Annotated in this window: 25 protein-coding genes; 6 read left to right on the forward strand and 19 right to left on the reverse strand. The window is 45.5% G+C overall.

The genetic code is table 11. The features are described 5' to 3' along the window. Positions 1-15: 15 nt before the first annotated feature. From R7P67_RS12755 to xni, 3 genes are all read left to right on the forward strand, one after another. Entirely contained in the window at positions 16-1,581 is a 1,566-nt protein-coding gene (locus R7P67_RS12755; protein ID WP_005381978.1) for a sensor domain-containing diguanylate cyclase, read from the forward strand. Between the two features lie 291 nt (positions 1,582-1,872). Next, positions 1,873-3,249 carry a nucleotide 5'-monophosphate nucleosidase PpnN gene (ppnN, locus tag R7P67_RS12760; protein WP_005383611.1) on the forward strand — a complete coding sequence of 459 codons (1,377 nt, stop codon included), beginning with the start codon at positions 1,873-1,875 and terminating at the stop codon, positions 3,247-3,249. 58 nt (positions 3,250-3,307) lie between these two features. After that, the gene (gene xni, locus R7P67_RS12765; RefSeq protein ID WP_005381982.1) at positions 3,308-4,090 is read left to right on the forward strand and encodes a flap endonuclease Xni; all 783 of its coding nucleotides are present in this window, start codon (positions 3,308-3,310) and stop codon (positions 4,088-4,090) included. 108 nt (positions 4,091-4,198) lie between these two features. Here the strand turns inward: xni and rlmM are convergent, their stop codons facing one another. From rlmM to pomA, 7 genes are all read right to left on the reverse strand, one after another. Continuing rightward, on the reverse strand, positions 4,199-5,290 hold the full coding sequence (gene rlmM, locus R7P67_RS12770) for a 23S rRNA (cytidine(2498)-2'-O)-methyltransferase RlmM (RefSeq protein WP_017820611.1): 1,092 nt from the start codon (positions 5,288-5,290) through the stop codon (positions 4,199-4,201). Continuing rightward, positions 5,287-5,685: a DUF423 domain-containing protein gene (locus R7P67_RS12775; protein WP_154204796.1), complete on the reverse strand. Its 399-nt coding sequence runs from the start codon at positions 5,683-5,685 to the stop codon at positions 5,287-5,289. Before R7P67_RS12775 ends, rlmM begins: the two co-directional genes overlap by 4 nt. Continuing rightward, complete coding sequence (locus R7P67_RS12780; RefSeq protein ID WP_154204797.1) at positions 5,675-6,298, reverse strand: alpha/beta fold hydrolase; 624 nt, start codon at positions 6,296-6,298, stop codon at positions 5,675-5,677. Before R7P67_RS12780 ends, R7P67_RS12775 begins: the two co-directional genes overlap by 11 nt. Then, positions 6,279-7,199: a transcriptional regulator GcvA gene (locus R7P67_RS12785; RefSeq protein ID WP_005383616.1), complete on the reverse strand. Its 921-nt coding sequence runs from the start codon at positions 7,197-7,199 to the stop codon at positions 6,279-6,281. The genes R7P67_RS12780 and R7P67_RS12785 overlap by 20 nt, the downstream gene beginning before the upstream one ends. Positions 7,200-7,709: 510 nt before the next feature. Further along, entirely contained in the window at positions 7,710-9,158 is a 1,449-nt protein-coding gene (gene thiI, locus R7P67_RS12790; protein ID WP_005383617.1) for a tRNA uracil 4-sulfurtransferase ThiI, read from the reverse strand. Positions 9,159-9,369: 211 nt separating this feature from the next. Next, positions 9,370-10,317: a flagellar motor protein MotB gene (locus R7P67_RS12795; protein ID WP_042521210.1), complete on the reverse strand. Its 948-nt coding sequence runs from the start codon at positions 10,315-10,317 to the stop codon at positions 9,370-9,372. Between the two features lie 14 nt (positions 10,318-10,331). Further along, positions 10,332-11,093: a flagellar motor protein PomA gene (gene pomA / locus R7P67_RS12800; RefSeq protein ID WP_005381564.1), complete on the reverse strand. Its 762-nt coding sequence runs from the start codon at positions 11,091-11,093 to the stop codon at positions 10,332-10,334. A gap of 263 nt (positions 11,094-11,356) precedes the next feature. Here pomA and xseB point away from each other — a divergent pair, with 263 nt between their 5' ends. The 3 genes from xseB to dxs are packed head-to-tail and all read left to right on the forward strand — an operon-like array spanning position 11,357 to position 14,391. After that, positions 11,357-11,599: an exodeoxyribonuclease VII small subunit gene (gene xseB, locus R7P67_RS12805; RefSeq protein WP_005381566.1), complete on the forward strand. Its 243-nt coding sequence runs from the start codon at positions 11,357-11,359 to the stop codon at positions 11,597-11,599. Positions 11,600-11,620: 21 nt separating this feature from the next. Then, positions 11,621-12,505, forward strand: coding sequence for a (2E,6E)-farnesyl diphosphate synthase (gene ispA, locus R7P67_RS12810; RefSeq protein WP_005383621.1), 885 nt, complete (start codon positions 11,621-11,623; stop codon positions 12,503-12,505). A gap of 20 nt (positions 12,506-12,525) precedes the next feature. Beyond that, complete coding sequence (dxs, locus tag R7P67_RS12815; protein ID WP_005383623.1) at positions 12,526-14,391, forward strand: 1-deoxy-D-xylulose-5-phosphate synthase; 1,866 nt, start codon at positions 12,526-12,528, stop codon at positions 14,389-14,391. Positions 14,392-14,438: 47 nt separating this feature from the next. Here dxs and pgpA read toward each other — a convergent pair whose 3' ends face one another. The 12 genes from pgpA to frsA form a co-directional block, all read right to left on the reverse strand. Continuing rightward, a complete protein-coding gene (gene pgpA, locus R7P67_RS12820; protein WP_031780838.1) occupies positions 14,439-14,945 on the reverse strand; it encodes a phosphatidylglycerophosphatase A in 507 nt (168 codons plus the stop codon). Positions 14,946-15,036: 91 nt separating this feature from the next. Then, the gene (gene thiL, locus R7P67_RS12825; protein WP_005381570.1) at positions 15,037-16,002 is read right to left on the reverse strand and encodes a thiamine-phosphate kinase; all 966 of its coding nucleotides are present in this window, start codon (positions 16,000-16,002) and stop codon (positions 15,037-15,039) included. Between the two features lie 78 nt (positions 16,003-16,080). Next, the gene (gene nusB / locus R7P67_RS12830) at positions 16,081-16,548 is read right to left on the reverse strand and encodes a transcription antitermination factor NusB (RefSeq protein WP_005381571.1); all 468 of its coding nucleotides are present in this window, start codon (positions 16,546-16,548) and stop codon (positions 16,081-16,083) included. Continuing rightward, positions 16,548-17,018, reverse strand: coding sequence for a 6,7-dimethyl-8-ribityllumazine synthase (gene ribE, locus R7P67_RS12835; RefSeq protein ID WP_005381572.1), 471 nt, complete (start codon positions 17,016-17,018; stop codon positions 16,548-16,550). The genes nusB and ribE overlap by 1 nt, the downstream gene beginning before the upstream one ends. Positions 17,019-17,187: 169 nt before the next feature. Next, positions 17,188-18,297 (reverse strand): bifunctional 3,4-dihydroxy-2-butanone-4-phosphate synthase/GTP cyclohydrolase II, encoded by a 1,110-nt coding sequence (gene ribBA, locus R7P67_RS12840; RefSeq protein ID WP_005381573.1) that lies wholly within the window; start codon positions 18,295-18,297, stop codon positions 17,188-17,190. A 173-nt stretch (positions 18,298-18,470) separates the two neighbouring features. After that, a complete protein-coding gene (locus tag R7P67_RS12845; RefSeq protein WP_005383626.1) occupies positions 18,471-19,124 on the reverse strand; it encodes a riboflavin synthase in 654 nt (217 codons plus the stop codon). 8 nt (positions 19,125-19,132) lie between these two features. Beyond that, positions 19,133-20,260 carry a bifunctional diaminohydroxyphosphoribosylaminopyrimidine deaminase/5-amino-6-(5-phosphoribosylamino)uracil reductase RibD gene (gene ribD / locus R7P67_RS12850; RefSeq protein WP_005383627.1) on the reverse strand — a complete coding sequence of 376 codons (1,128 nt, stop codon included), beginning with the start codon at positions 20,258-20,260 and terminating at the stop codon, positions 19,133-19,135. Between the two features lie 7 nt (positions 20,261-20,267). Beyond that, positions 20,268-20,717 carry a transcriptional regulator NrdR gene (gene nrdR / locus R7P67_RS12855; protein ID WP_005381578.1) on the reverse strand — a complete coding sequence of 150 codons (450 nt, stop codon included), beginning with the start codon at positions 20,715-20,717 and terminating at the stop codon, positions 20,268-20,270. A 206-nt stretch (positions 20,718-20,923) separates the two neighbouring features. Continuing rightward, complete coding sequence (locus R7P67_RS12860; RefSeq protein ID WP_262653821.1) at positions 20,924-22,174, reverse strand: glutamate-5-semialdehyde dehydrogenase; 1,251 nt, start codon at positions 22,172-22,174, stop codon at positions 20,924-20,926. Positions 22,175-22,191: 17 nt separating this feature from the next. Continuing rightward, a complete protein-coding gene (proB, locus tag R7P67_RS12865) occupies positions 22,192-23,331 on the reverse strand; it encodes a glutamate 5-kinase (RefSeq protein WP_206958396.1) in 1,140 nt (379 codons plus the stop codon). Positions 23,332-23,452: 121 nt separating this feature from the next. Then, the gene (gene crl, locus R7P67_RS12870; protein WP_005381584.1) at positions 23,453-23,842 is read right to left on the reverse strand and encodes a sigma factor-binding protein Crl; all 390 of its coding nucleotides are present in this window, start codon (positions 23,840-23,842) and stop codon (positions 23,453-23,455) included. Positions 23,843-23,957: 115 nt separating this feature from the next. Next, the gene (frsA, locus tag R7P67_RS12875; protein WP_005381586.1) at positions 23,958-25,205 is read right to left on the reverse strand and encodes an esterase FrsA; all 1,248 of its coding nucleotides are present in this window, start codon (positions 25,203-25,205) and stop codon (positions 23,958-23,960) included. Between the last annotated feature and the right edge of the window lie 58 nt (positions 25,206-25,263).

The raw sequence follows: 25,263 nt of genomic DNA on the forward strand, positions 1-25,263 counted from the left end.
AACCGTAGTCACTTCATGGGAATCTTGGAATCCGATATTCAGTCGCAGCTGCATCAGCTGAGTTGTCAACTTGACCAACTCAGACTGACTCATCGTGATACTTCACTCAAATTCAAACGTGAACAACAAGTTCTTAAACGCGTTGTGGCATCATTGTCTTCAGCTTGCCAGGGTTCGAATACTCAGGTATCCAACTACCTATTTGAAATCCAACAAGAGCTGCAACATCAAAAAGATATCAGCACTCTTATCCCGCGTTTAGCGGTATTAGAGAGGATGCTCAAACAGCAGTCGAAGACGATGGATAAACAGAACGGTTACCTTGACGAACAAATCAAGCACAGTGGTGAAACACTGCAACGTGTCACGGGCTTACCTGCGCAGTTAAAACGTGAACTACGGAACCTGATGAGTTTCTCTGAAGTTCACGCCAGCAATAAAGCTGATCAAGCCACTAAGCTACTGAGTATTTACGAACGCGCTCTGAAAATCATCACGTCTAATTCACGTCTACATCTTAGCGAATTTGAAAACAATCCCGACAGATCTCAGCTTGAGTGCTTAGCCAGCGACCTCCAACATACTATTACAGAGCTGGATTTCGAGGGAGAATCAGGCGATAGATTGCTGGATATTCGCGCTAAGTTGCTCCTTGGCGTGAGTGCCGAGTCTCTCATTGAGCTTACGCTCTCAACGCTGAAATTGGTTGTCGAAGCAACAAAGTTCGAGCGCGAGGCGTCTAGCCAATTCCTTGATCAGCTGAACACTTCTCTCGCAAGTAACCTAAAAACCGTTCATCAGAACGTCGACCAGCATCATACCTACTTTGAACACCGCCAAGAGCTCAACACAGAAATGAACAGCTTGGTTGAATTAAGCCAAAAGTCACTTAATCAAGCTCAAGATATCGCGGTTGTGAAAAAAGAAATCACGCCTCTTCTCGAAAAAATGGCGTCGCTGACAGAGCGACTGAAAATGACGGAAGAGCGAGAGCAAGCGCTGCAAGAGCGGTTAAGTTACAGTAAGAACCAACTCGAAGCGGTATTTGAAACTACGCAAGATTATCGTCGACGCTTAGATGACCAAGCTCAGCGTATGTTGCTCGACCCGCTGACTAAAGTTTATAACCGCACTGCATTTAACGATCGACTAGAGCTAGAGTATCGCCGTTGGATTCGCTCTCAGCAAAACCTTCGTGTTGTGCTGTTTGATGTAGACAATTTCAAAGCGGTGAATGATAGCTATGGTTATACGGCTGGCGATAAAGCGCTGAAGATTATCGCTCGTACTATTAACAAGCGCGTATCAGAAACGGAAACAGTGGCTCGCTTTGGTGGCGAGGAGTTCATTCTACTCGTCCCGGAACAATCTGAAGAATACACACTGGATCTGATTAAGCATATCCAGCGTGATATTAGCCAATTACCCTTTAAGTTCCGTGAGCAAAATATCATGATTACCTTAGCTGCTGTATCGACGTCTTTCAAAGAGTCCGATACGCCAGAGTATGTGCTCGATCGTCTTGGCAAGATGCTTGCGGACGCTAAAAAACGTGGAACAAACCAGCTTAACTGGAGCTAAGATTCGTACAAAAAGCGAGCAAACAAACCAAATTTGGTGCAATCTGCGCTTTATAACCACCCATTTTCAACGAGTTATCACATTTCTTCCCTTTTAGTCTGCTAAGCTGTAAAAACCCAAGTCACTTCAAGATGATGTATTTATAAAAGGCAAATGTATCATCTTGAGGTTGCTTGGGAGTTGATAACCATAAAACCAAATCGGCCAACTACCTTTCATCAAACCATACGTATAACACCAAAAAGGTAAGTTGGTACTTTCCCTCAAATTAATGCAACACAAGGAGGCGTTATGATTACCCATATAAGCCCCGCTGGTAGCATGGACTTGCTATCTCAACTAGAAGTAGAGCGCTTAAAGAACACAGCCTCGAGTGAACTTTATCAGCTGTACCGTAATTGCACATTAGCGGTGTTGAACTCCGGTAGCCATACCGATAACTCGAAAGAACTGCTCGATAAATACCAATCGTTTGATGTCAACGTCGTGCGTCGTGAGCGTGGTATTAAGCTTGAGCTGACTAATCCACCAGAGCACGCTTTTGTTGACGGCGAAATAATTAAAGGTATCCAAGAGCATCTGTTCTCCGTATTGCGTGATATCGTTTACGTAAACATGCATTTGGCAGACGCCCAACGGCTCAACCTTACTAACCCAATTCACATTACGAACCTCGTGTTCGGCATTCTTCGTAATGCCAGAGCATTAACTCCAGGTATCGCACCGAATCTTGTCGTATGTTGGGGTGGTCACTCTATCAATGGAGTGGAGTATCAGTACACACGTGAAGTGGGTAACGAACTGGGCCTGCGTGAACTTAACATCTGTACAGGTTGCGGCCCTGGCGCAATGGAAGGGCCGATGAAAGGTGCAGCAATTGGGCACGCAAAGCAACGTTATACTCAGCAACGTTATCTTGGTTTAACCGAACCCTCGATTATTGCGGCCGAGCCACCAAACCCAATAGTAAATGAACTGGTCATCATGCCCGACATCGAAAAGCGCTTGGAAGCTTTCGTCCGTATGGCTCATGGTATCGTTATTTTCCCAGGAGGCCCGGGCACAGCGGAAGAGCTACTGTACATTCTTGGCATCATGATGCACCCGGATAACGCCGATCAACCAATGCCTATCGTATTAACAGGACCAAAAGAGAGTGAAGAGTACTTCCGCTCTATTGATGAGTTCATTCGCGACACACTTGGTGAGGAAGGGCAAAAGCACTACGAGATCATCATTGACGACCCGGCAGAAGTCGCTCGTATTATGAAACGCTCCATGGACTCGGTACGCCTTCACCGAAAAGAGAAAGGCGATGCGTACAGCTTTAACTGGTCATTGAAAATTGAGCCAAACTTCCAACTGCCATTCGAGCCTACTCATGAGTCGATGGAACAATTGGATTTAAGCCTAGATCAAGAACCGCAAGTTTTAGCGGCCAACTTGCGTCAAGCCTTCTCTGGCATAGTGGCAGGTAACGTAAAGGCTGAAGGCATTCGAGAAATAGAACGTAGAGGGCCTTTCACCATTCATGGCGACGCAGTCCTCATGAAAAAACTCGATAAGTTGCTAAAAGACTTTGTCGAACAGCACCGAATGAAATTACCTGGCGGTTCAGACTACGAACCGTGTTATCGAATCGCTCACCCGGAAATTGGTGGTCGATAGTCAGGCTAGCATTCGTTACACTAGGGGCATTACGCCCCTTTTTTATTGCTAAGTCATTATGTCTATTCATCTTGTTATCATTGATGCCCTAAACCTGATCCGCCGAGTGCACTCAGCACAACCAGATCCAACCGACATAGCAAGAACCATAACCACAACGCAAAGAACCCTCACTCGCATTCTGTCAGAGGCCAACCCGACACACATCATCGCAGTTTTTGATCACCACGAACAAGACAGAGGTTGGCGCGCTGAAATTCTCCCTGACTATAAGCAAAACCGAAAACCAATGCCTCTGCCACTACTGCAAGGGTTAGATGCGATTCAACAAGCGTGGTGGGAGCAAGGTATTGATTCATTGCTGTCTGAAGGCGATGAAGCAGATGATTTGGTTGCTACACTCGCAACGAAAGTGGCCAGCCATGGTGAAAAAGTCACCATCGTTTCGACTGACAAAGGTTACTGCCAGCTACTTTCCCCTACCCTACAAATCCGTGATTATTTCCAACATCGTTGGTTAGATGAACCATTTATCGAAAAAGAGTTCGGCGTAAAACCAAGTCAACTAGCGGATTACTGGGGATTGACAGGGATAAGCTCTAGCCAGGTTCCGGGCGTACCTGGAATTGGCCCGAAAGCAGCGAAAGAGATTCTCACTCAGTTTGAGAGTATTGAAGCTGCCTACGCTAGTGAAGATCTCGTACCGAAATACCGTAAAAAATTGGATGAGCACATTGAGTCTGCTCGTTTATGTAAACGCGTCGCCGCTTTAAAGTGCGATATAGAACTAGGCTTTAACTTGCAAGATATTCGCTTTTTAGGGCCAAACAAAGCGGAGTAGTGCCCGATGGTAGTTTCACACCATGAAACCCTCAGATATTAAAAAAGCGCCATTTGAAGGCGCTTTTTCTATTCTAATCACTATCCCCAAAAGACTCAGGGAATAAAGTTAGTAAGGTGAAATATTCGACAGACACTGGATATGAATCGTGATCTCTTCACGATCATGATACAAATGTTTAGCTTGTAGCTTGAACTTTACCTTATTATCAATGAGGAACTGCTTCAGATTTTCAAGGTCTTGCAGCACTTCGTCATAACGCCCTTTCATTGGCAGCTTAAGGTTAAAGATGGCCTCTTTTGCCCAACCTTTTAACAGCCACTGTCCCATCAGGTGAGCAACACGAGCTGGCTTTTCCACCATGTCACAAACAATCCATGTTACGTTCTTGCGGTCTGGTTCGAACTTAAAGCCATCCACCATATGGTGTTTGATCTGGCCAGTTTCCATCAAACTGTCTGCCATCATGCCGTTATCAACGCAGTGAACGAACATTGAGCGCTTCACTAATTGGTACGTCCAACCGCCTGGACATGCACCTAAATCCACACCCCACATACCTGGTGCCAAACGCTCATCCCACTCTTCACGTGGAATAAAGACATGAAATGCTTCTTCCAGTTTAAGTGTTGAACGACTTGGAGCGTCTGCTGGGAATTTAAGGCGAGGGATACCCATGAAGAACTGTGAGTTGTTGTCAGTGTAAGAGTAACCAACGTAACAGTGACCAGGCTCAACAAAGCAAATGTGCAGTACTGGTTTTTTGGCGTTATCTTTGTTCAGCATTAAGCCTTTGCCGCGCAACGCTTGACGCATTGGGACGGTAAACTTACGGCAGAATTTCAGTAGCTCTTTCGCTTCATTTGTATCTGGCGTTTCAATTCTCAAATCACCACAACGAGGGAATGCTTCAATGTCTGCTAGTTCATTCAAAATTGGACTAATGCGGTCATCACTTGGCAACGATTGAAACTCAGCTGCTACCGCAAACATTTGTCGAGCAAAAATTAAAGACTTAAAGTCTAAACCTCTCGCAAGTTTGTCGGCATCTCCATCTTGGTAACACTCGAAGACAACATAACCTGAGTTTCTCTTCACACGAGGGAAGCCATACACTTCCAACTGTGTCGCTTTGTCCTGAATTTCACCAGCACACTCTTTCTCAAAGCCAGAACGGCAATAGAGCATTAGTTGTTTCACTTGGAGACCTCTTTGATATTGAACGCAGCAAAAAAGAACAGACACCAACCAATCATGAACAGTAATCCTCCCACAGGAGTAATTGGCCCAAACCACTTAATGCCCGTCAGCGCCAGCGCGTAAAGACTGCCGCTAAAACAAAAGATGCCGATAATAAAGCAAATCGCCGCAATGAAAAAATATTTTTGTGCTTTTTGTCCCAAATTGAGCAGAAGCAGAATGGCACAAAACACAATCGCCAACGTGTGAATAAATTGATACAGAACTCCGGTCTCAAATACACCGAGCAAATAAGGGGCCAGTGTCGCTTTTAGCCCATGAGCAGCAAATGCTCCAAGAGCGACCGAAAGCAGCCCAGAAAAACCAGAGAATGAGAGTAACCACTTACTTTTCACTGTACACCTCTTTTATAAACGCCGCTAACTGCTCTATCACGAGTGCAATGTTACCCACTTCAGTATGACCTGAGATCTTGCGCGGTTTGAAGCTGTGGTCACCATCAGGTAAAAAGCTCACCGTTACTTGTGACGAAAGGACGAAATCATCGAATTCCTCACGCTTACCAAAGGTGTCTCGTTCCCCTTGCAGAATCAGCGTAGGTTTCTCAATGGTTGCTAAGTGCTCGCCTTTGTATTTCTCTGGCTTTCCCGGCGGGTGAAATGGAAACCCTAAACAGGCAATGCCCGCCACCAGCTCATTTTCAGCCAACAAGCTCGACATACGACCGCCCATTGACTTACCACCAATAACCACGGGAGAAGAAGTAAAGTGAGCGATCACTTCGCTGTATGCTTCGAGCAACTTTGGCGCTCGATCGGGCGGACGCTTTTTGCCATCTTCCGAACGTTTCACCATGTAAGGGAAATTAAAACGCACTACACGAATACCTTGCTCCACTAATCCTTTGGCGACAGCTGTCATGAAGTCATGCTCCATCCCCGCACCTGCGCCGTGAGCAAAAATAAACAGCGGTCCGTTTTCAGGCCCCTCAGCTATCCAGTGATTCATCCAATACTTCCTCTTGTTCTTTTCTCGCGGTTGCTAACATCCAGTCTCTAAACGTTGCGATTCGGCCCATATCTGCCTGCTGTTCATGACACACCACATAGAATGCATTCTTAGATATCAACACCTCGTCGAATGGTGCAATGAGTCGTCCGGCTTCCATTTCAGGTTTGGCGAGTACGTTGTTACCGAGCGCGACCCCCTGACCGTGCGCAGCAGCCTGTAGCACCATCGTTGAGTGACTAAAAATAGGACCGTGGTTTACGTTGATGCCTTCAATGTTGTAATGACGAGCAAACTGCTTCCAGTCTTTACGCGAAGTATCGTGTAACAAAGTATGTAATTTGAGGTCACTTAAAGATTCTAATGGTTTGTTACCCAAAAGTAATGAAGGTGAACAAAGTGGGATCAAAAACTCTTGGTACAATTTATCTGCTCGCAAACCTGGCCAGTTCCCACGGCCATAGTAGATCGCCACATCAACATCATCAGTCAGTGAGCCTTCATCCATATCTACGGCTTTAATACGTACATCGATATCGGGCTCTTGAGCATTAAAATCGGCCAAACGAGGTACAAGCCATTGGATAGCAAAACTCGGCGGTAGGCTAATCGTCAATGCCCCTTTTTCACTACGTTCCAACACCTTATCTGTCGCTTCCGCAATCGAGGTGAAAATATCTTTGATATCGAGAAAGTAACTTTGGCCTTCTTCTGTTAACAACAAAGAACGATTACGTCGACGGAAGAGCTTCAATGATAAGAACTCTTCAAGCGCTTTAATCTGGTGACTGACCGCGGCTTGAGTAACAAATAACTCTTCTGCTGCGCGTGTAAAACTGAGATGACGAGCAGCCGCTTCGAAGACTCGAAGCGAATTTAATGGAGGCAATCTGCGAGACATATGGGACCTCTAATAGGATTAGTTTTTTTAATCTGAAACATTATAAAATGTCCGTTGTCGAACAGCCAGATAAATTCTATATTTCACCCCGCAACACGGGCCTGAACGGCTTGATTTCTTTGGAAATCAATTGGCTTCGTTGTTGCGATGTTGTGTTTGCAAACTCGTATTTCGAGTTAGGTAGATTTCTACCATAATGTTTTGTCCACACTCCCTGTGACAAAACATATACTTCCTGTATTTATTTTTGACCTGTCTGTCAAATTTGTTACACCGCCTAAATTAGGCGGTGTTTTTTTATCTATCAAAAATCTCATCCGCATATCTGGCAGCAATATCACTTTATTACTCTTCTTTCGGATTAATTATCGTTATATCAACACAAAGTGTATGGCTTTGCGATAAGCCTCAACATTATGCTAAGTAATGGTTGTCTGTAACGCGATCAAAAACAAAAAAGGCGCAAATTGATGTCTCAATTTGCGCCTTTTAACGTATTTTAACAGTCAGCTATGGACGGTAAACTTTTACGTTGCTGAAGCCTTGCTCTTGCAAGTAAAGCGCTTGCAGACGGCTCATCACACCGCGGTCACAGTAAAGTAGGTATGTCTTAGACTGGTCTAAGTCACCAAACTGTGTACCCAGCTTGTAGAAAGGGATATGTTTCACATCCACACCTTCGATTTCAAGTGGGTTATCGTCTTCCTCTTCAGGACTACGAATATCTAGCACAACCGCGTGCTCTTCTACCGCTTGAACTTGCTCTACTTCTGGTGCGGCTTGCTCAGACTCTTTCGCGATATCACGAATGTCCATCATGCGAGCTTCTTGAACCACTTGCTCAAGGATACTAAAGTCGAATTTCTCTTCTTCAGCTTCTAGCTTGCCTTTCACCGCTTTCACGGTTGGCTTCTTAGAGATAACACCACAGTATTCTGGCATTGTCTTCGCGAAATCTTCTGTGCCGATTTCACGTGCTAGATTGATGATGTCTTCTTTATCCCAGTTGATAAGCGGACGCAGAATCAGCGTGTCTGTTACGTTGTCGATATGGCGTAGATTGGTTAGCGTTTGGCTCGATACTTGACCTAGCGCTTCACCTGTTACCAATGCTTCGATCTTCATCTTCTGAGCGATCATGCCTGCTGCACGCATAAACATACGCTTCAAGATCACGCCCATTTGGCCGTCATCGACTTTCTCTAGGATTTCCGCAACCACAGGCTCGAAATCAACTGAGATAAAACGTACTTTTGCTGAAGAACCGTATTTGTTCCATAGGTAGTGAGAAACCTGCTTAACGCCGATTTCGTGTGCTGGACCACCTAAGTTAAAGAAGCAGTAATGTACTTTTGAACCACGCTTGATATGAAGATAGCTTGAAACACCAGAGTCGAAACCACCCGAGATCAGGCTTAACACGTCCTCTTGCGTACCCAGTGGGAAACCACCTAGGCCTTTATGACGAGACAATACTTGGTTTAGCTTGTCGTTCGAGACTTCCACCTTGATCGTCACGTCTGGGTTTCGTAGCTTAACACTAGCGCTTTCAATCGCTTGATTTAAACCACCGCCTACATAACGCTCTAGTTCAATGGAGGTAAAGTCATGCTTGCCACGACGCTTCGCACGTACAACAAAGGTTTTATTTTCGAGTGCAGCACGGTTGAGTTCTAGCACTTGCTCGAAGATATCGTGCAAGTCTTTAAATTCAGTTTGCTTCACTTCCAGTACGTGGTGAATGCCTGGTGTATGAGTCAAAACCTCAAGAACTTCAGCGTGGAATTCGTTACTCTCAGAGGTCACTTCAATGTGATCACGACGGTTAAATACCGCGACAGACTCCGTGCGGCTCTTAATGATGTTACGAATGTTGCACTCTAAAATCTTTGTGAAGCGCTTACGCACAGATTCACTTTTTACAAAAATTTCTGGATGGGGCTTTACAATAAATTTCATAGTCTAATTCGCAGGTTAGTTTCGCAATCAACAAAGAGTGACACTCAACTTCAATACTTCATACGCAGTAAAACCGCGTTTCAGTCACAAAAAGTAGTCTGAGCTCACTTTTAAGGCGCAAGATTATACACCCAAGCGGATTGGAAAAACAAAAAAAGCGAGCAATCTGCTCGCTTTCTTATCTCTTTACTGACTTAAAACTAAAGCCTAGTTATTGAATTACTGGCACTTCTTCACTGTAGAGAGGCTCGCCTTGCATAATGCTGATTTCAACCCGTCGGTTAAGCGCACGATTTTCATCAGAATCATTCGGTAGCAAGGGCTCCGTATCCGCCATACCCCGCACTCTCAAACGTTGATGAGAGAAGCCTCTCACTTTCTCCATCTCTTGCGCGACTGATACTGCACGCTGAGAAGAGAGATCCCAGTTAGAACGATAAAGTTCCGAGTCTAGCGGTCGATTGTCTGTATGGCCAGATACTCGAACAATGCCTGGCACGTCTTTTACTAGCTCTGCAATCTGACGAACTAAAGGACGAAACTTAGGCTGCAAGAAGGCCGAACCTTCTGGGAATGCACCTTTTTCACGCATACGTATAACAATCTGCTGACCGAGGTTTTCAACTTCAATGGCGCCTTGTTCAATCTCTCGCTCTAAGGCTTTCTTGATGCTTTCCATCAAGGTTTCCATCTCTTGCGACATCTCTTTAGATTGCTGTTGCTGCATGTCCGCTTCAGCAGATTCATTGTTTTGAGTTGACGTTTCTGGCGATTGCCCACCCGTTAACTTGCCTTCATCACGTTTTGTGCCACCAGCTCGATCAGACTCCCCTTCATGAAATTCGAGCGTCTGCTGAGTGATGTCCATGGTTTGCTGCATGATGACATCAATCGGAGTTGGTTCCGGCCGACCCGGTCGAAACTCTTGGGCAATAATGCTAGTGCCTTTGGGAATGTCTTTCACTTCAAGCTGATTTTGCACACCGAAGGCAAATTTCATTGATCCTGCAATTTGTTTGAACTTCAGTACATCCATCTCAGAAAACGAGAGCAGAAGAACAAAGAAACACATCAGTAGCGACATCAAGTCTGCGAATGTCCCCATCCATAACGGGAGGCCAGGTGGCGGACAATCGCATTTGTTATCTTCATCATCCATCACGACTCTCCAAGTTACTCGTCAATCTCAAGGGCACGTTTACCTTCATTGAGGTAGTTCTTCAAGTAACTATCGATCACTCGTGGGTTTTGGCCATCTTGAATCGCTAATACGCCATCCATGATCAAACGGCGATTTAGCGTTTCTTGGTCACGGCGAAGAGAAAGCTTATCCGCAATAGGGAAAAACACCATATTGGACAGGATCGCGCCATACAATGTGGTCAAGAGTGCAACGGCCATTGCTGGTCCAATCGCTTTAGGGTCATCCATGTTTGAAAGCATCGCAACAAGACCAACCAAGGTGCCAATCATTCCCATCGCAGGAGCAACGTCGCCAAAGGCGCGAAATACGCCAGTCCCTTGCGTATGTCGTTCATCCGTAAGCGCGATGTCTTTTTTGAGTGCCGCTCTCACAACGTCGGCATCATGGCCATCAACCAGTAGATCAATGCCTTTCTGCATGAATGTGTTGTTTATTTCCATCTCTTCAAGAGCAAGAAAACCACCTTTACGCGCCGCGTCGGCCATTTCCACAATTTTTGCGATCAGGTCTTCGGGTTCATCCGCTTTAAACATGAAGGCTTTGCCAGCAATCTTTGTCGCACCAAAAAACTGTCCCATTGTGAACTTCATCAACACGACGAATATTGAGCCACCAACGACAATAAGGATCGACGTGACATCGACAAACATGCCGATGCTGCCACCAAGCACCATCGCCATAATGACGAATGCAAAACCACCAATCAAACCTAATAGGGTTGCTAAATCCACAAAGCACTCCTCACGCTATACTCAAATACTGCCATTGGGCGGATTATTACCTGTATCGACAACTCGCGCAGAATTTTTAGAAAAATCTTAGCTAATGGATCACAAATTACACCTAACAACCTCAACCAAAATATGGGGTTTCACCGCTTAGACTCGTTGAACGCTAATTTTGTGACAATTATATAAGGTTAAATTTGACCAAGTTACTAGGCTAAGGTAACTTTCGTGCATCTTACCCGAGGCTTGATTAAGGCAGAAAAAAGATGGCGGTCAAGAAACCAGAAAACATGACCTTTGAAGCAACCATTGAAGAGCTTGATAGCTTGGTTGATCAATTAGAAAATGGCGATCTTGCTCTAGATGATGCCCTGCGTAAGTTTGAACGAGGCATTGCCTTAGCTCGTGCAGGCCAAACTAAATTAAGCGACGCCGAACAGCGCGTGAGTATTCTTCTTAGTGAAGATGATGAAGCACCACTGAGTGACTTCAAACCAGATTCAGAATAACAATCAGTAGTGAGCAATGTGATGCAACAGACATTGACGTCTTTTCAACAAAGAAACAATCAGCAATTGAATTTGTGGCTCGATCAGCTTCCATATCAAGAGCAGCCATTGATTCAAGCAATGAAATACGGCCTTTTGCTAGGTGGAAAACGCGTTCGCCCTTTTCTTGTTTACATCACAGGTCAAATGCTCGGCTGTAAACCTGAAGACTTAGACACCCCCGCCGCTGCTATCGAATGTATACATGCCTACTCACTCATTCATGATGATCTGCCAGCCATGGACGATGATGAACTGCGTCGAGGTCAACCAACTTGTCATATTAAGTTTGATGAAGCAACCGCAATACTGACAGGTGATGCACTACAAACCCTTGCCTTCACTATTATTGCTGATGGTCAATTAAGCCCGGCGGCAGAAGCTCAACGCATCAATATGATCAAAGCCTTAGCGCATTCCTCTGGTGCCAGCGGCATGTGTGTAGGGCAAGCCTTAGATTTAGGCGCGGAAAATCGCCAAGTTTCTCTTGAAGAAATGGAAGAGATACACCGTAAAAAAACCGGAGCTCTGATTGATTGTGCGGTAAAATTAGGTGCATTAGCTGCTGGTGAGAAAGGTATCGAGGTTCTACCTCACTTGGAGCGCTACTCAAAAGCAATTGGTTTGGCGTTTCAGGTTCAAGACGATATTCTTGATATCATCAGTGACACAGAAACACTGGGTAAGCCTCAAGGTTCCGACCAAGGTCTGAATAAGAGCACTTATCCTTCCCTGCTGGGTTTAGAGGGAGCCATAGAGAAAGCTCACACTCTGTTACAGGAAGCACTTCAAGCATTGGAAGCTATCCCATACAATACTCAGTTACTCGAAGAGTTCGCCCGATATGTCATCGAGCGCAAAAATTAACACTATAAGCGCGCATTTATATGACTCTTGATATTTCAAAGTACCCAACACTGGCGTTAGCAAATACACCGGAAGAATTACGTCTTCTTCCGAAAGAAACATTACCAAATCTGTGTGATGAACTGCGAACGTATCTGCTAAATTCAGTGAGCCAATCTAGCGGACACTTAGCGTCTGGCTTAGGCACCGTGGAGCTAACTGTCGCTCTGCATTATGTTTACAACACCCCTATCGACAAATTGATCTGGGATGTTGGTCATCAGGCTTACCCGCATAAAATCCTCACCGGACGTCGCGATAAAATGCCAACAATTCGCCAAAAGGATGGTCTACACCCTTTCCCTTGGCGTGAAGAAAGTGAATATGACACCTTATCTGTCGGCCACTCTTCGACATCGATTAGTGCAGGTCTTGGCATGGCCATCAGCGCACAAAAAGAAGGTAAAGGTCGCAAAATCGTCAGTGTGATTGGTGATGGCGCAATTACAGCAGGCATGGCATTCGAAGCCATGAACCACGCTGGCGACGTTCATCCTGATATGTTGGTGATTTTGAACGACAACGAAATGTCGATTTCAGAAAACGTCGGCGCCCTGAATAACCACCTTGCGAAAGTACTTTCTGGCAGCTTGTACACTTCTATCCGTGAAGGCGGCAAGAAAGTGCTGTCTGGTGTCCCACCTATTAAAGAGTTGGTTCGCCGTACGGAAGAGCACCTAAAAGGCATGGTAGTGCCTGGTACTCTGTTCGAAGAGTTCGGCTTTAATTACATTGGCCCGATTGATGGACACGACGTCAATGAACTCGTCAAAACGCTGAAAAATATGCGTGAGCTCAAAGGTCCTCAGTTCCTACACATCATGACCAAGAAAGGCAAAGGTTATGAGCCTGCCGAGAAAGATCCTATCGGCTACCATGGTGTTCCTAAATTCGATCCAACGCATAATTGTCTGCCGAAGAGCAGTGGCGGTAAGCCAACTTACTCAAAGATCTTCGGTGACTTTTTATGTGACATGGCGGCCCAAGATCCTAAGCTAATGGCAATTACGCCAGCAATGCGCGAAGGCTCGGGTATGGTGCGTTTCTCAAAAGAGTACCCAGACCAATACTTTGATGTGGCGATTGCTGAGCAGCACGCTGTGACACTGGCAACAGGCATGGCAATTGCGGGCGATCATCCAATCGTTGCTATCTATTCGACTTTCTTGCAACGTGGTTATGACCAGCTGATCCACGATATCGCGATCATGGATTTACCAGTAATGTTTGCGATCGACCGCGCAGGTCTCGTTGGCGCAGATGGTCAAACTCACCAAGGTGCGTTCGATTTGAGCTTTATGCGCTGTATTCCGAACATGGTGATCATGGCGCCAAGCGACGAAAACGAGTGCCGACAAATGCTTTACACTGGTCATAAGCATTCTGGCCCGAGTGCGGTTCGATACCCTCGTGGTAGCGGGATGGGCGTAGAAATCGAAACTGAGTTTACGGCGTTAGAAATCGGTAAAGGGCGCATGGTTCGCCAAGGTGAAAAAGTTGCTATTCTGAACTTTGGTACTTTCTTGGGCAACGCGCTAGAAGCGGCAGAATACCTTAACGCCACTGTTGCTGATATGCGCTTTGTGAAGCCGCTCGATGAGGCATTGATTCGTCAACTAGCCGCAGATCATGACGTGCTCGTGACGTTAGAAGAAAATGTTATCGCGGGTGGTGCTGGTGCTGGTGTCGTTGAGTTCATGATGAAAGATAAAATCATTAAACCTGTGTTGAACCTAGGTTTACCAGATGAGTTTATTCATCAGGGAACACAAGATGAACTGCATGAAGAGCTTGGTCTCGATGCAAAAGGAATTGAAAAATCCATCTTGGATTATTTAGCAAAATAGAATGTAAAAAGGGATGCTCATAGCATCCCTTTTTTTACGGTCAACGTTTAATTCATCCAGCCCGCATATTTTGCGACTAGAAACAGGGCAACACCGGCCATAACTCCCGCCACGATATCATCAACCATAATACCCAGCCCACCGTGAACTCGCTTATCTAGCCACCCAATTGGCCAAGGTTTTACCATATCGAAAAAACGAAATAAGATGAAGCCAGTGATCAACCACTTCCATTCAGTGAGTGGAATATTCAGTGCAGGTACAATGCTCATCGTAATCCAAAAGCCTGCAAACTCATCCCATACGATTGAACCATGATCATGAACTTTCATGTCTGCAGAGGTCACTTGGCATATTTGAATGCCGATCACACACGAAATCAGAACAACAATGACATACGCCGTAAATGGTAATTGTGCCAACAACAAAAAGAAAGGCACGGCCGCCAGTGTGCCCATTGTTCCAGGGATAAACGGGGATAATCCACTGCCAAAACCCGTCGCCAATAGATGCCACGGGTTCTTTAATGAAATCAGAGAAAGAGGGTTGGTCATATCCTTAAACCTATACTGCTAGTTTGGTTTCAATCGTCATGCCTGTGAGTTGCTCAATAGTAACAGGCTCTTGGCTAGAGCTTAGCTTAGATCATTTAAAGTGGTCGAAGCCACTTAAGTCCCAATCAAGTGGTTGATTGTTATCATGCAGCTCGAAGGTTCCATTTGGTCGGATTTGACCAATACATGTGACCTTACAGCCAGTATGAGATAAAGCGCTTTGTAACGAGCCTCGATTTTGCTCCGGCACGGTAAAACACAACTCGTATTCTTCGCCACTTGCTAAAGCATACTGCTGCGCGCTGATCTTATCATCTAAAAACTGAACTAATTCTGAAGAGATCGGTAGCTGAGAGACATCAATACTAACCCCAACCTGAGATCGCTGTAAAATGTGCTTAATATCAGAGATTAAACCATCTGAAATATCTATCGCCGACGAGGCTAAGCCAACAAGAGCTTGTCCAGCAAGCACACGCGGAGAACTAAGGTAATGAGCTCGCTCTAGTGCTTCCGCGCCGGCTCTGCTGCGCAGAGAGTCATCTAGAATCACATCCAAGCCAGCTTTTGCATCGCCAAGGTTTCCCGTTACGTATACCCAATCCCCAGGCTTGGCTCCGGATCGCGTGAGCGCTTTGTCTTCAGGTACAAAACCTTGCACCGTGAGTGTCAGACACAATGGCCCTTTGGTGGTATCACCGCCTATTAACTGAATACCATAGTAATCAGCCAGTTCGAAAAATGCATCACAGAAAGGAGCAAGCCATTCTTCATCTGGCTCAGGCATCGTTAATGCAAAGCTCACCCACGCAGGCGTTGCGCCCATCGCCGCCAAATCACTAATGTTAGAAGCCAATGCTTTGTGTGCGACCCATGCTGGGTTCGCGTCGGCTAAGAAATGCGTTCCAGCTACCAATGTATCCGTGCTAATCGCAATCTGAACATTAGCTGGCGCTTTGACCAAAGCGCAATCATCACCAGCGGCTAGATGGACATCTTTACGTTGGCTCTGACGACCGACGAAGTACTTGTCTATCAGATTAAATTCACCAGACATAATTCACTTACTTTTTGATGTAAAAGCTTTTGATACAAAAAAGGTCAGCATGTGCTGACCTTTTCATTGAAGAAATCGTTATTTCTTACGAATGTGAGGTGCTGCTTTATCAAGTACACCATTCACAAACTTGTGGCTATCTTCTGCTGCGAAAACTTTTGCAAGTTCAATCGCTTCATTGATAACAACTTTGTAAGGAACATCTTCGCGACGAGTCATCTCGTACATAGCAAGGCGAAGAAGAGCAAGTTCCATCATATCTAAATCCTGCATAGGACGAGAGATGTATGGACGAATTTTGCTATCTAGCTCAGCGTGGCTAAGTACAACACCGCTTAATAGTTCACGGAAGTAAGCTACGTCTGTCTCTGGAGCAGCAAGCGCTGGCTCAGATGCATGAAGTTCTTCTTCATCGTATTTGTCGCCAGACAAAAACTGTTCTTCAATCTTGGCAACATTCTCTTTAGTAATTTGCCATGAGTAGATCGCCTGTAGAGCGAATTGACGTGCGTTACGACGTGCGGCTGGTTTCACACTGGCCCCCATTAGGAATCAATTTCAGATAGTACATTAATCATTTCAAGTGCGCTTAGTGCAGCCTCTGCACCTTTATTACCAGCCTTGGTTCCTGCGCGTTCAATCGCTTGATCGATCGTATCAACAGTCAAAACACCAAATGCTACTGGAATGCTGAATTCCATAGACACTTGTGCTAGACCTTTGTTCATTTCACTACAAACATAGTCAAAGTGAGGCGTTCCACCGCGAATAACAGACCCTAGAGAAACAATAGCGTCGAATTTGCCAGTTTTAGCAACACGCTGAGCTACTAGAGGTAGTTCTACGGCACCTGGACAACGCACAACCGTGATGTTGTCTTCGCTTACTTGTCCGTGACGCTTTAGTGTATCGATCGCACCAGAAAGTAGGCTTTCGTTAATAAAACTGTTGAAACGAGAAATAACGATAGCAATTTTTGCATTTGGCGCTGGGAAGCCACCCTCGATCACTTTCATAAGCTTTCCTTTAACTCTATTTATAAGTGAAATATGTTCATCAAGTGAGAATCGCCGGATTCTAGCACAAATTTGTGAGCAATATCTAATGGAAATTGGAGGCAAATCACCGGTTCCTAGCCATTGACGAGTTAAGCACGTCAAAGACTAGGAACTTATTGTTCGGTTGTTACTCGCAGACGTACTCAACAACGTTCAGACCAAAACCACCTAACGCGTGGTACTTTTTGTTGGTCGATGACAGAAGACGCATATCATGTACACCGAGATCCGCAAGAATCTGTGAACCAACGCCAACACGGCGAGACGTGCCTTGTTTTTTAGCAAGCGTTGGTGCTTCACCTTTGTCTTGCGCTTCGAACATCTTCACGCGATGAATAAGTAGATCAGTCGATTCTTCATGGCCAAGAACAACCAACACACCGCCCTCTTCACCAATGCGTTTCATTGCCTTATCTAGTGTCCAGCTGCGCTCTGCATTACGATCGCTACGTAGTAAGTCGGTAAAAACGTCTTGAAGATGTACGCGAACCAGTGGCGCTTTTTCTTTCAAATCGCCCTTGCACATTGCGTAGTGCACTTGGTTATCAATGGTGTCTTTGTAAGTGACTAACGTGAACTCACCAAACTCTGTCGGTAACTTGCACTCTGCCACACGTTCAATCGTTGTCTCAGTGTTATTGCGGTACTCAATTAGGTCGGCAATAGTGCCCAATTTAATACCGTGCTTCTCTGCAAAGATCTCTAGATCTGGGCGACGAGCCATCGTGCCGTCGTCATTTAAGATCTCAACAATCACCGATGCTGGCTCTAAACCAGCAAGACGAGCCAAATCACAGCCAGCTTCAGTGTGACCTGCGCGAGTCAGTACACCGCCGTCTTGAGCTGCGAGAGGGAAGATGTGACCAGGCTGCACCAAATCCGCAGCTTTAGCGTTTGGCGCGACTGCTGCTTGAACGGTACGTGCGCGATCTGCGGCTGAAATACCAGTCGTTACCCCTTCTGCTGCCTCAATCGAAACAGTAAAGTTGGTGGTGTATTGCGCATTATTGTCTTGCACCATTGGTGGCAGACCTAGACTTTCGCAACGATCTTTGGTCATGGTTAAACAAATCAGGCCACGGCCATAGGTTGCCATAAAGTTGATGGCTTCCGGCGTAATATGCTCGGCAGCCATGATCAAGTCACCTTCATTCTCGCGGTCTTCATCATCCATTAGGATGACCATTTTGCCTGCGCGAATATCATCAATAATTTCTTGTGGCGTACTGATTGGCATAGTCTGTTATCCCGTTATTCTAAATTTGTTATTGCGACAGCAATGAAAAATTACGTTGCAGTGAATGCTAGTTAGGTCAATAGTTTGAGCTTTGCATTAAGCAAGTCAATGAATCTCGCGGTGTTCTGTGAGTCTGCTCTTTATCGCATGCCTCACGCAGCCACTCCCAAGACTTATGCAAAACCGTTTTGCTGTAAAAAGTCCATCGTGATACGAGACTCGGCCTTATCTTCTTGTTGTCCTTGCAGTAAACGCTCCATATAACGCGCAAGTACATCAACTTCTAAGTTGACTTTGCGCCCCACTTGAAACTGGTCAATCGTAGTTTCTTCACTCGTATGAGGAACGATCGTCAGCTTAAAAGCATTTTTACGTAAGTCGTTGACGGTTAGGCTAATACCATCAACAGTAATCGAGCCTTTCTCTGCAACGTACTTGCTAATTTCCGCAGGCATTGCAACCCAAAACTCTATCGCACGGCCAACTGAATTGCGTTCGACAATTTCACCAACCCCATCGACATGGCCAGAAACGATATGTCCACCCAATCGCGTTGTTGGCAACATGGCTTTTTCTAGATTCACCTTATCGCCTACTTGGTAATCAGCAAACCCAGTTTTCTTCAAGGTTTCTAATGACAGATCAGCACTGTAATAGTGGCTTCCGAAGTCAACTACCGTTAAGCAAACACCATTGGTCGCAATGCTATCGCCTAACTTAACGTCTGACATATCAAGCGTACCCGTTTCAACCGTGACGGTGATGTCTTCGCCCTTCGGCGTAATCGCAGCTAACTTGCCAACTGCTTCTACTATTCCTGTAAACATACTATTTCTTATCTAATTTCATTACGTTTTATGGTGGCGGTGATGCGAATGTCTACCCCAACCATACGAACGTCTGTAATGTTTAAATCTATGACGTCAGCCATAGCGCTTAACCCTAAAGCACCGATAAGCCCCCGACCATCGCTGCCCATGAGTTTTGGCGCAAGGTAAACAATGAGCTCATCTACAAGATTAGCCTTTATCATCGCACTCGCTAGCGTAGCTCCAGCTTCAACCCATAAGTGATTGATGTGGTGCTCATCCGAGATACGTTTTAATGTCGTTGATAAGTCAATTTGGTCAGCGCTGTCCAATAGAGGGATACAGTCTCCATCAGAGCGAATAATAACTCGCTCTCCATCGGTGTGGAACAGCTTGAGCGCACCCGTTAAATGGTTCTGACGGTCTAAGATTACACGTACTGGTTGACGAAGTTCTTCTCGTAAATACTGCGCTTGAACACTGGTAGGTAAGTCATCCCAACGCACATTGAGTGACGCATTATCATCAATCACCGTTTTGCTGGTAGAGAGAATACCACCACTCATCGCTCGATAACGCTGCACATCTTGGCGGGCCGCAGGGGAGGTGATCCATTGGCTCTGACCATTATTGAGTGCGCTTTGCCCATCCAAACTGGCTGCCATTTTTAATTGAACAAACGGCATGCCTGTGCGCATGTACTTTATAAAACCAGGGTTAAGGGCAAGGGCATCTTGCTCTAACAAGCCGATTTGTACTTCAATTCCGGCATCACGTAACATCTGGATGCCGCGACCTGCAACTTTCGGGTTTGGGTCTACCATGGCGCAAACCACACGTGCCACTTTGGCTTTAATCAGCCCTTCGGCACATGGCGGTGTACGGCCGTAATGAGAGCAAGGTTCTAGCGTCACATAAGCGGTTGCACCAACTGCTTTTTCACCCGCCATGCGCATCGCGTGCACTTCGGCATGCGGCTCACCAGCACGATGGTGATAGCCTTCACCGACAATTTCTTCATCACGAACGATGACACACCCTACATTTGGATTAGGGGCGGTGGTATAAATGCCACGTTTCGCTAACTTAATAGCTCGTGACATCATGGCGAAATCTAAATCAGAAAACGCTCTTTCAGGAGAGTGTTGAGTCATGAGCTACTCAGTCTTCTAGGCGGGCAATCTCTTCGCCAAACTCGCGAATATCTTCAAAGCTGCGGTAAACGGAAGCGAAACGAATGTAAGCCACCTTATCGAGCTCTTTGAGCTGGTCCATGACTAAATTACCAATCATTTCACTCGGAACCTCTCGCTCACCCGTCGCACGCAGTTGTGATTTGATCATACTGATCGCTAACTCTATAGAATCGGCACTCACTGGGCGTTTCTCTAAAGCGCGTTGAATACCGCCAACCATTTTATCTTCATCAAATGGTTCACGGTTGCCATTCGATTTGATCACTTTAGGCATCACTAACTCTGCGCTTTCAAACGTAGTGAAACGCTCGCTACACGCCAAGCACTGACGGCGACGTCGAACTTGATGGCCATCAGCCACTAAGCGGGAATCAATAACTTTGGTATCGTTCTCGGAACAAAAAGGACAATGCATATCACCTCCATATCTATACCAAAATAACCTCATGAGCAATCACGGATAACCACGCGTTCATGGTTATACGGACTCTATTAAAGCTATTTGGGTATAACGCTTTCAAACCGAAATAAAAGCTCATGTAGTGTAGCGGAATTGGTATGTTAGACAAAACAAAAAGGGGCGCAAAGGCCCCTTTTTCACTCAAGATCTCGTCGAATGTGTTAACTGCGTGCTAAGTAGTTCGCTTTACCAACCCACTTGTAGCTAGTTAGCTCTTCTAAGCCCATCGGACCGCGTGCATGTAGCTTTTGCGTAGATACTGCGACTTCTGCGCCAAGGCCAAATTGCGCACCGTCTGTAAAGCGCGTTGAAGCATTCACATAAACCGCCGCCGAACCGACAGAATTGATGAACAGTTCTGAGTTTTCCAAACTATTGGTCATGATCGCATCTGAGTGGCTCGCGTTATGGACACGCATATGATCAATGGCATCTTTCACATCAGACACAACTTTTACACCAAGAGTGTAGCTCAACCATTCCGTATCAAAGTCACCTTCAACAGCATCGCGAATTTGTGTTGCTTGAGCCATCAGTGCTTTTGCCTTAGGCTCTGTCACGAAGGTCACTTTATCGTTCATGCGCTCTACGATCATTGGTAGGAATTGCGCTGCAATTTTTTCATGCACGAGCAGCGTATCTAATGAGTTACACGCAGATGGACGTTGAACTTTAGAGTTCTCAACCACATTCAGGGATTTCTCTAGATCAGCGGATTCGTCGACAAAGATATGGCTGATACCAAAGCCACCAATAATCACCGGAATCGTGCTGTTTTCTTTACACATTTTGTGTAGGCCAGCACCACCGCGTGGAATGATCATGTCGACGTAATCGTCCAACTTAAGCAATTGAGAAACAAGCTCACGCTCTGGTTTTTCAATGTATTGCACAGAAGCGGCTGGAAGGTTCGCCTTTGCGAGCGCAGACTGAATAACCTTCACTAATTCCATATTCGAGAAAAATGTCTCTTTGCCACCACGTAAAATGCTTGCGTTGCCGGTTTTCAAGCACAACGCTGCAATATCAATGGTTACGTTTGGACGCGCTTCATAAATTACGCCTACGACACCAAGCGGCACACGACGACGAGACAGTGACATCCCATTTTCCAGTACCTTACTGTCTATTTCGCTGCCTACAGGATCGTTCAAGCTAATGACGTTGCGAACATCATTCGCAATTGCAGTCAATCGTTCTTCATTAAGCAAAAGGCGATCGAGCAGCGCATCGGTTAAACCCGCTTCACGGCCAAGTTCGATGTCTTTAGCGTTTGCCGCCAAAATAGCAGCGGAGTTTGCTTCTAGCTCATCAGCGATGATGGCTAATGCTTGGTTCTTTTGCGCAGTTGACGCTGTCGCTAATTCGAAAGCTGCATCTTTAGCAGCTTTACCCATATTCGTTAAATCCACTTTGCTTCCCTCTAATTCTATTCCTGAATGACGACCAGATCATCGCGGTGAATCACCTCAGAGCCATAATCATGCCCCAAAATAGAGATGATATCTTTACTGTGTTTGCCCGTAATTTTAATTAGGTCATCACTTGAGTAGGCGCTGATGCCACGAGCCACCAACTTACCGTGAGCGTTTGTTACACGCGCCACTTCGCCTCGTGCGAAGTCACCACTAACTTTGATGACCCCTTTAGCAAGTAGGCTACTCCCCTTGCCGACCACAGCATTGACTGCACCATCATCAATAACGATGTCGCCCGATGCCGCAGGTCCCGCTAGAATCCAGCGTTTACGGTTCTCTAAGGCTTCAGCGCAAGGTAGGAAGCGCGTGCCCTGAGGTTCAGCACTTAAAGAGTCAAAGATAACATTCGGCGCACTACCAGCAGCAATAATAACCTCGATACCTGCGCGGCGAGCGATGTCTGCGGCTTGCAGCTTCGTTGCCATACCACCAGTACCCAATGTTGTACCGCTTCCACCTGCGATTTTACGCAGCGTGTCGTCGATGGTTTTTACTTCCTTGATAAGCTCTGCGTTCGGATCTTTACGAGGGTCAGCAGTAAACAGACCTTTTTGGTCCGTTAAAAGCAAGAGCTTATCTGCACCACATAAAATGCCTACCAAAGCGGAAAGGTTGTCGTTATCGCCAACTTTAATCTCGCTAGTCGCAACGGCATCATTTTCGTTTACGATAGGAACAATATCGTTCGCAACGAGCGCATTAATAGTGTCACGCGCGTTAAGGAATCGCTCACGATCTTCTAAATCGGCACGGGTTAGTAACATTTGGCCGATCTTGATACCATAAATACCAAACAAAGACTCCCATGTTTGAATCAAGCGGCTCTGCCCCACCGCGGCAAGTAACTGCTTACTCGCCATCTCGTTGGGCAATGCGGGGTAACCAAGATGCTCACGGCCTGCTGCAATAGCACCAGACGAAACCATTACGATTGAATGGCCTTGTTTTTTAAGCTCAGCACACTGGCGTGCTAACTCAACCATGTGTGCACGGTCGAGTGCCAGAGTGCCGCCTGTCAGCACACTTGTACCCAGTTTCACAACGACAGTTTGTGGTTGTGAAACAACTGCATTTTGTTGATTCGTTGTCATGATGTCTTCTGAAGTGAAAAACAAATAAAGAGAGGATGTTTTAACAATCAAATAGGGAATTAACAAGAGAAAAGGTGCGTTTTCGCACCTTTTTGTTTGGTATTAAATGAAAACAACCAAATTAAGCGAAATCGAAAGACTCCGTGTGATATTCGACTTCTAATTTGAAGTGTTCTTCTAAAGTATCAACCAGCTTTTGATGGAATGTGCTCTGCGTTAGATACACTTCCTCTACCACTTTTTTGGGAAGGGCTTCAGATACCCATTGCCCTTCTTTGTTGTACTTGCCAATATGATATTTAGCAGTAAAGCCTCCCTCGATGGATTCCAAATCCATCCACCAGCCCCAAAATTCACGCTTCTCAGGCGATTTTTTGTCGTCTACACATACAGATAAACAATCAAAATAATAGCGCCCTTCTTGCGATTGTGGTTCGCGCAGGTAAGGCCCTATCGCCTTCAACTTAGACATCAAGCGAAAGTGAGTCGGGCCCTGAGTCGTCTCTGACATATGAATCTCCGTTTTCATAGTTAAAAGTAAACACCCAAGAATGATTATTATTTTTAATTATCATGAGCTTATTTTTTGCTCAGATATATCACTCTTAACTAATTTAGGAGAATTGTCACCCTAATAATTCATCTTCTAGCCACTTTATGGCTAAATCGAGGGATTGCTCATATCCTTTTGTAATTGTTTTGGAACTGATTTTTTTCGCTCTACCATACTGGCTAAATAGAGCAACAAGTTGATTATCACTGTGTGGCGACACTGGATCGCCCTCAAGACTCAAAGCCAAAATAGGCACTTTGGTTTTTCGACTGCTCAGGAAGCCCTGAACCTTCAATGACCACGCCATCATCTGACCAGCCATGCTATTAATATCAACCGCATTTTTCCCCAAACGGGAAGCCAAAAGATCTAAATACATCTTCGGCATTTTTTGTAACTTCTGAGGGGAAGTAAAAATATCATGTACGGGTGCGCCTAAAGCGACACAAGCTTTGATCTTTTCCTGCTCGACAAAAGAGAGTCTGATCATGGCATTACCACCAAAACGAAACCCAACTAACCCCACTTTGTGATGATCAACCCAAGGTAGCGAGTAAAGCTCATTCAATACTGCTTGATGTAGGCAACTTGAATTCTCGGTCAAGGGCCAATGAGAGCTATGCCCTACTGAAGGCATGTCTACGGTTAACATCGCAATATCTCGCGGTGCAAGACGATTACGGAACAAACGCCACATGTCGGTTTGTAGAGTATCCAAACCAGCGCTCACCATGACCACAGGCAACTGTTTATCCGTTCTTGGTAAATGGAGGTTCGCGATGATTTTGCGATTTTGGTAAGGCACTTCAATTTGCTTGATGGTGTACTTAGTTTTTTCTGCGCCGTCAGAATACGCTTTGTTTGCCAGAACTTGAGCTTGCGATGCCAAGTTGTCATTTTTTAAATGTGGGTAGCCTGCAATACTAAAACACAAAGAAGCAGTGAAGAGTTCATCCGCTGCCTCTTCTCCTTGCATTTCATTTGCTCGCTTCTGATGATCCATACCAAGCTTGATCCACTCAAATGTCCAGTTACCACTGTGATAACCCATTACAGTGTCTAACCAATCATCATTGGTTCGCGAGTGAGAAGATGAAGCAATTTTGGACAGTACGCCTTCCATTTCGATCGGAGACAATCCTTGCCAAGCCCATTGCAAGCGACGCAAATGACGATACCAAGCACGATCACCCTGCGCTTCTCGTTCATCAAGTATTTTTTTACTGGTCGGCATGTACTGGGTAAGTGCGGAGGTTTCTTTTGCTTGCTTATGTTTCACGAACAAAGTTTCGGAAAGATTTTTACTGACGTCTTCAGACATAGGAAGAACCCTAGGCTATTAGCATGATTTAATATCATAATAAAAAAAATGCCCCTAT

This window comes from Vibrio sp. Vb0937, from assembly GCF_033338855.1.

Coding starts and splice junctions, on each gene's coding strand:
- pgpA (WP_031780838.1), bottom strand. CDS start 14,945: ATGACCAACCCTCTTTCTCTGATTTCATTAAAGAACCCGTGGCATCTA.
- thiI (WP_005383617.1), bottom strand. CDS start 9,158: ATGAAATTTATTGTAAAGCCCCATCCAGAAATTTTTGTAAAAAGTGAA.
- crl (WP_005381584.1), bottom strand. CDS start 23,842: ATGTCAGAGACGACTCAGGGCCCGACTCACTTTCGCTTGATGTCTAAG.
- ispA (WP_005383621.1), top strand. CDS start 11,621: ATGCAACAGACATTGACGTCTTTTCAACAAAGAAACAATCAGCAATTG.
- xseB (WP_005381566.1), top strand. CDS start 11,357: ATGGCGGTCAAGAAACCAGAAAACATGACCTTTGAAGCAACCATTGAA.
- nrdR (WP_005381578.1), bottom strand. CDS start 20,717: ATGCATTGTCCTTTTTGTTCCGAGAACGATACCAAAGTTATTGATTCC.
- R7P67_RS12785 (WP_005383616.1), bottom strand. CDS start 7,199: ATGTCTCGCAGATTGCCTCCATTAAATTCGCTTCGAGTCTTCGAAGCG.
- dxs (WP_005383623.1), top strand. CDS start 12,526: ATGACTCTTGATATTTCAAAGTACCCAACACTGGCGTTAGCAAATACA.
- frsA (WP_005381586.1), bottom strand. CDS start 25,205: ATGTCTGAAGACGTCAGTAAAAATCTTTCCGAAACTTTGTTCGTGAAA.
- ribD (WP_005383627.1), bottom strand. CDS start 20,260: ATGACTCAACACTCTCCTGAAAGAGCGTTTTCTGATTTAGATTTCGCC.
- R7P67_RS12755 (WP_005381978.1), top strand. CDS start 16: ATGGGAATCTTGGAATCCGATATTCAGTCGCAGCTGCATCAGCTGAGT.
- ppnN (WP_005383611.1), top strand. CDS start 1,873: ATGATTACCCATATAAGCCCCGCTGGTAGCATGGACTTGCTATCTCAA.
- R7P67_RS12795 (WP_042521210.1), bottom strand. CDS start 10,317: ATGGATGATGAAGATAACAAATGCGATTGTCCGCCACCTGGCCTCCCG.
- R7P67_RS12780 (WP_154204797.1), bottom strand. CDS start 6,298: ATGAATCACTGGATAGCTGAGGGGCCTGAAAACGGACCGCTGTTTATT.
- R7P67_RS12845 (WP_005383626.1), bottom strand. CDS start 19,124: ATGTTTACAGGAATAGTAGAAGCAGTTGGCAAGTTAGCTGCGATTACG.
- proB (WP_206958396.1), bottom strand. CDS start 23,331: ATGACAACGAATCAACAAAATGCAGTTGTTTCACAACCACAAACTGTC.
- nusB (WP_005381571.1), bottom strand. CDS start 16,548: ATGGGGGCCAGTGTGAAACCAGCCGCACGTCGTAACGCACGTCAATTC.
- ribBA (WP_005381573.1), bottom strand. CDS start 18,297: ATGCCAATCAGTACGCCACAAGAAATTATTGATGATATTCGCGCAGGC.
- thiL (WP_005381570.1), bottom strand. CDS start 16,002: ATGTCTGGTGAATTTAATCTGATAGACAAGTACTTCGTCGGTCGTCAG.
- xni (WP_005381982.1), top strand. CDS start 3,308: ATGTCTATTCATCTTGTTATCATTGATGCCCTAAACCTGATCCGCCGA.
- ribE (WP_005381572.1), bottom strand. CDS start 17,018: ATGAAAGTGATCGAGGGTGGCTTCCCAGCGCCAAATGCAAAAATTGCT.